A 1,457-nucleotide genomic window follows, 5' to 3' on the forward strand; every position below is an offset into this window, starting at 1 on the left:
CCACCGGCGCCGTGACATCGGTCTCCAGCAGGATGAAGCTGAGGTTGTCGCGACCGCCCGTGGCCAGCGCCTCCGCCACCAGCTCGCGCTGGGCCTGCTGAGGGTCTCGCGCCAGCCAGTGCGCGAGGCGGCGCTCGCCGACCTCGGCATGCAGACCGTCGCTGCACAGCAGATAGCGGTCGCCGTGCCGGACCTGCAGCAGCGCCATGTCCGGCAGCGGCTCGTCAGCACCGACGAGGCGCGTCAGATCATCCGCCCCTGCGCCGGCCGGCACCTCGGCACCGCGCGCCTCGCCGACATGGTCTTCGCTGAGCAGGTCCAGGCGGCCATCGCGCCAGCGATACAGGCGCACGTCGCCGACCCAGGCCAGCAGACCCCAGGTCTGCGTCAGGCGCAGCACTGCTACCGTGCAGCCGATGGTACGTACCGGCTGCAGCTGCGAGGCGAACTCGTGCAGTTGCTCGTGCACGGCGAGAATGACATCTTCGAGCTGGTCGGCGGCATCGGCCAGCGCCGGCGCCAGCTGGAGATGGTCGAGCGCGTGCGCGAGCGCGGCGCTGGCGACATTGCCGGCATCGATGCCGCCGAGGCCGTCGATGACCGCCCACAGACCGTCCTCGTCGCGCAGCACCAGCGCGTCCTCGTTGAGCGCCCGGCGACTGCCGATGTCGGTGGCGGACCAGCGTTGCCAGCGGACAGTCATCAGCGCACCCGGTACAGCGACCAGACGCCGGCGCACAGGCACAGCATGATCGGCAGCATGACCGCCAGCAGCGGCGGCCAGTGGAACAGCAGGCTGGCGTAGCCGAAGGCGTCCTGGCCGTAGCGGAAGACCAGGCCGACGAGCACGCCGGTGATGATGCGCAGGCCCAGGGTCACCGAGCGCAGCGGACCGAAGATGAAGGAGCAGGCGATCAGCACCATGGAGAACACCGCCAGCGGGCTGAGCAGCTTCTTCCAGAACTGCAGCTCGTAGCTGCCGGCATCCAGCGCCTCCTGCTGCAGGTAGGTGGCGTAGGCGCGCAGGTCGGCAAGCCGGAGCTGCGACGGCGAAGCCGCTGCCACCGACAGGAAGGACGGCGTCAGGCCGATCAGCCAGACCGCCTCCGGGCGGCTCTGGGTGGTCGCGGTGCCGTTGCTGGCGTAGACCGTTTCACGAATGTCCTTCAGCAGCCAGCGACCGCCCTGGTAGCTGCCGGTGGCGGCGTGCTGCGCCTGCACCAGGTCGCCCTGGTCGTTGCGCACGTAGCGGCTGACACCGATCAGTTCGCCGGCCGGCGTCACCAGCTGGATGTTGATGAGCTCGTTGCCCTCGCGCTGCCAGTAGCCGCTGATGCGGCCCGGCTCGTAGTCGCGCCCCAGCGCCTGCGCCTTCAGCGCCTCGGCGCGCTGCTCGGTGACCGGCACCACCAGCTCGCCCAGCCCGAGGCCGAGCACGATGACCAGCAGCGCGCCGC

Annotated in this window: 2 protein-coding genes; both read right to left on the minus strand. The window is 70.6% G+C overall.

Annotated features, from left to right (window positions below):
* A partial coding sequence (locus tag C5O18_RS09505; protein ID WP_105193388.1) for a PP2C family protein-serine/threonine phosphatase occupies positions 1 to 703 on the minus strand: 703 nt, incomplete at its 3' end.
* On the minus strand, positions 703 to 1,457 hold a 755-nt coding region (lptG, locus tag C5O18_RS09510), incomplete at its 5' end, for an LPS export ABC transporter permease LptG (RefSeq protein WP_105193390.1). The genes lptG and C5O18_RS09505, both read right to left, overlap by 1 nt.

The organism is Amnimonas aquatica (assembly GCF_002943415.1).
GTDB lineage: Bacteria > Pseudomonadota > Gammaproteobacteria > Pseudomonadales > Moraxellaceae > Perlucidibaca > Perlucidibaca aquatica_A.